Raw genomic sequence first — 3257 nt, 5'->3', positions numbered from 1 at the left:
TATTTTTATGAACTATGAATAATTCAGGTACTTAATTGAAATTAAAAGTGAGGAAATTCCCTATACAAATTTGATTCATTTGTTTTTAAGATGGCACGACAAGTCTGATATTGAACGACAGAAAGGTAATCGTGCGTTAGATAACGAGAAGTTGGAACGAAGACTAAGGGCGGTTATAAAACAGTAATGCGATTCTATTTATAACCTGCTGAAAATATGATATATTCCACGGTAGGAGGAGGCTAAGCCAATGGAAAGCCAACAGGATATTTATGACCAAATCATTCGAGAAATTGATCGAGAAAACGCTGAATACCACAAGAAATTAGTGAGACATGCCTATTTAAGTTTAGATGAAATGATTGCCGAAATGAAAAAGGAAAACCAAAACGAAAAGTAAAAAAGCGTTCAGACAACCAGCTGCTTAGCGAGATGGTTGTCTGAGCGCTTTTTTGCACTTATTTCGTGGCATTGGCTCGGCGTTTGCGTAGGTAGTAGTAACCGGCTAAACAGCAGGCGGCAATGACGATTACGGTAATGGCTGAACTGAACGATTCGATGGTGGCGAGAATCGTTTGCCAGTTGTCACCAGCTAGGTAGCCGGCAGAAATCAGAACTGTGTTCCAAATAGCAGTCCCCAGGGTTGACAGGACTGTGAAACGCACGAGTGGGTACTCGGCCATTCCGGCTGGGACTGAGATCAGACTCCGCACGACTGGAATAAAGCGCCCGAAGAAGATGGCTTTACCACCGTGATGGTTGAAGAAGGTAAACGCCTTGTTGACGTCCTTAGGCTTTAGTCGCAGGAGTTTCCCCACACGTGTAGCCAGGAAGTAATTTAAGCGGTCTTCTGTCAGTAGGCGGCCGATGCCGTACAAAATAATGGCGCCGAGAACCGAACCAGCAGTTGAGGCAAGAATCGCACCGGGAATTGTGAGGTGCGTTGATAGAATGAGGAATCCTGTAAAGGTGAGGATGATCTCTGATGGAATGGGGGGAAAGATATTTTCTAAGGCAATGAGCAGTAGCACTGCCAAATAACCGTACTGGTCAATGAGTGTCATGATGGTAGTGGTGTCCATGGTGGCCCTCCTGAGCGATTTCTTAGTTACCGTAGTTTACCGGATAGTGGGCGAGAACGCAATCACTCTTACTTTGGATCGGCAGGACTTAAGAAAATGCCAAGAAATTGGTGGTATTCAGTCAGTATTAAATGGATTCAGGCGGAATTGGTGTTTCGATAAAGTCTGACGGATTGGCCAACAGCCGAACGCGAATCATGCCCGGGACATTGCTTAGGGCGCTCAATATCGTTTCAACTTGGTCTTGGTCCTGATTCATTTCCGGAATCGTTGTATTGACCACGGTATACCCATAGTCGCCACGGGTGTTGCCCATCATTTCTTGCATGGGCAGTTCAAAGTGGTTGAGCACATCTGAGACGTCGGACCAGAAATTGTTGCGTGTTTTGAAAAACAGGGTGAAGCGGTAGGGACTCGTGAACGGCAGATCGACCGGCGGGAAGTTGACTGAGGAACGGATGGTGCCGGCTTCGAGAAAGTCGAGGGTGTTTTGCAGCGTCAGGTTGGCGCTGTTTGACAATGCTTCCACCGTATTGCCGCCAAGGTGGGGCAACATCGTGATCTGCGGTTCATCCTTCAGGTCATTTTGCGGGAAATCCGTAATGTAGTGGGCAAATTGACGCTGATGGAGGGCCTCCTTAACGGCGTCATCGTCAACCAGTGCTGCCCGGCCGAAGTTTAATAGGAAGGCAGTATCCTTCATTAACCGGAACTGCGCCTTACCCATCATGTGCTCAGTTTCATCGTTCAGCGGTAATAAGAGCACCACGAAGTCAGCCTGTTCGAGCACATCATTGATGTCTTCCATTTGCTGAACGTGTTGAAGATTCTTGAAGCTGCGGTTGTAGCCGAGCACCTGCATCCCGAGATGATAGCACGTGTTGGCCAGACGCTGGCCGATGGCACCAAGACCGAGAATGCCGACCGTTTTCCCGTAGAGTTCTTCGCCAACGTAGGATTTACGGATGCCCTCTGCCGCCGCTTGCAAGTCGTCAGCGACTAACTTTCGGGTGGCTGCTAAGGCTGAAAAGAGCGGCCGACCGCTGTAAAACAAGCACTGGATGATGAGTTCCTTTACCGCATTGGCGTTCGCACCAGGAGTGTTAAAAACCGCCGTGCCGTTTTCCGTACAGGCATCAACGTTGATCGTATTCGTGCCAATGCCAGAACGCGCGACAAGTAGCAGGTGCTCTGAAATCAGCTCGTCCGGCACCTTAGTACTACGAACCAAAACGGCATCTGGTGTATCCGATTCCGTCAATCTAAACGTGTCACCCGCAAAATCGGTGACGTCAAAGGTATCTAAAGCTTTCACTTGAAACATATTTTTCCACCCCTTTAGCCAAAAAAGACTTATAATATTCTGAAAACATCATAACGCAAATGAATTAGGAAGTGACACGATGCACATTAATTTTGTAAAATTGTCAAAGGATGAACCCGTCATTGGAAAAGGCGGGGAACACAAGGACATCACGTTTGGCCAGTACGTTGAAATTGGCGAACAGAACTATTTGGATAACAGCGCCATCGGTGATTATACCTATACCGGCCAATTCTGTTTTATTCAAAACAGTACTTTAAATAAGTTCATTAGTATGGCCGCCATGATTCGCATCGGCCCAACCAACCATCTACGACCGACCAGCTCAGCATATTTTTGCGTATAACGGTGCAGCGTACGGTTTTGATAATCCGGATACCGAATTTCTGGCTGGGCGCAAGATTCGAAAAACGGAGATCGGCAACGATGTCTGGATCGGCACGGTGCCGTTATCCAGTCAGGCGTTCACGTCGGTGATGGTGCGGTGATCGGTTCAGGAGCCGTTGTCACGAAGGACGTTGCCCCGTATACGATTGTCGGTGGCGTGCCGGCAAAACCGATCAAGGACCGTTTCCCGGATGAACTCAAGGCTGACTTAGAAGAAATCAAATGGTGGGATTGGTCACGTGAAGACCTCGAAAAATACTATGATGACTTCCGGCTGCCAATTGATGAATTCGTGGCGAAGCATTTGAAGCAAAACTAGTATTTTCTCGAAAACGTCTGTTATTTTGAGTAAAAGGGCGTTACCATAGTATTATGACACTTGATGTCGCGGACAATCATGTTAAATCATGATGTCATTGCACTTTTATGTGCTGCACCCTTTCTGAGGAGAGGGTGCTTTTTTT

Annotated in this window: 4 protein-coding genes and 1 pseudogene; 3 read left to right on the top strand and 2 right to left on the bottom strand. The window is 47.2% G+C overall.

Features of this window, described 5'->3' with window-relative positions; genetic code table 11:
• Nucleotides 1–250 precede the first annotated feature (250 nt).
• On the top strand, nt 251–400 hold the full coding sequence (locus JCM11969_RS17980) for a hypothetical protein (RefSeq protein ID WP_156319416.1): 150 nt from the start codon (nt 251–253) through the stop codon (nt 398–400).
• 58 nt (nt 401–458) lie between these two features.
• On the opposite strand, the gene JCM11969_RS16255 is transcribed toward JCM11969_RS17980, so the two are convergent.
• Together JCM11969_RS16255 and JCM11969_RS16250 are read right to left on the bottom strand one after the other, a co-directional pair.
• Nucleotides 459–1082, bottom strand: a complete 624-nt coding sequence (locus JCM11969_RS16255) for a DedA family protein (RefSeq protein ID WP_054712913.1) — start codon at nt 1080–1082, stop codon at nt 459–461.
• A 127-nt stretch (nt 1083–1209) separates the two neighbouring features.
• Nucleotides 1210–2406 carry an NAD(P)-dependent oxidoreductase gene (locus tag JCM11969_RS16250; RefSeq protein WP_054712910.1) on the bottom strand — a complete coding sequence of 399 codons (1197 nt, stop codon included), beginning with the start codon at nt 2404–2406 and terminating at the stop codon, nt 1210–1212.
• Nucleotides 2407–2485: 79 nt separating this feature from the next.
• On the opposite strand from JCM11969_RS16250, the gene JCM11969_RS18265 reads away from it, so the two are divergent.
• Entirely contained in the window at nt 2486–2752 is a 267-nt protein-coding gene (locus tag JCM11969_RS18265; RefSeq protein ID WP_173585432.1) for a hypothetical protein, read from the top strand.
• 64 nt (nt 2753–2816) lie between these two features.
• Nucleotides 2817–3046: pseudogene (locus JCM11969_RS20135) on the top strand (CatB-related O-acetyltransferase); the annotation flags it as partial.
• Nucleotides 3047–3257 lie beyond the last annotated feature (211 nt).

It is taken from the genome of Secundilactobacillus paracollinoides DSM 15502 = JCM 11969 (genome assembly GCF_001311135.1).
In the GTDB taxonomy this organism is placed as follows: domain Bacteria; phylum Bacillota; class Bacilli; order Lactobacillales; family Lactobacillaceae; genus Secundilactobacillus; species Secundilactobacillus paracollinoides.
The sequence above is the reverse complement of the archived record's forward strand: the minus strand, read 5'-3'. Positions and strand labels throughout refer to the sequence as shown.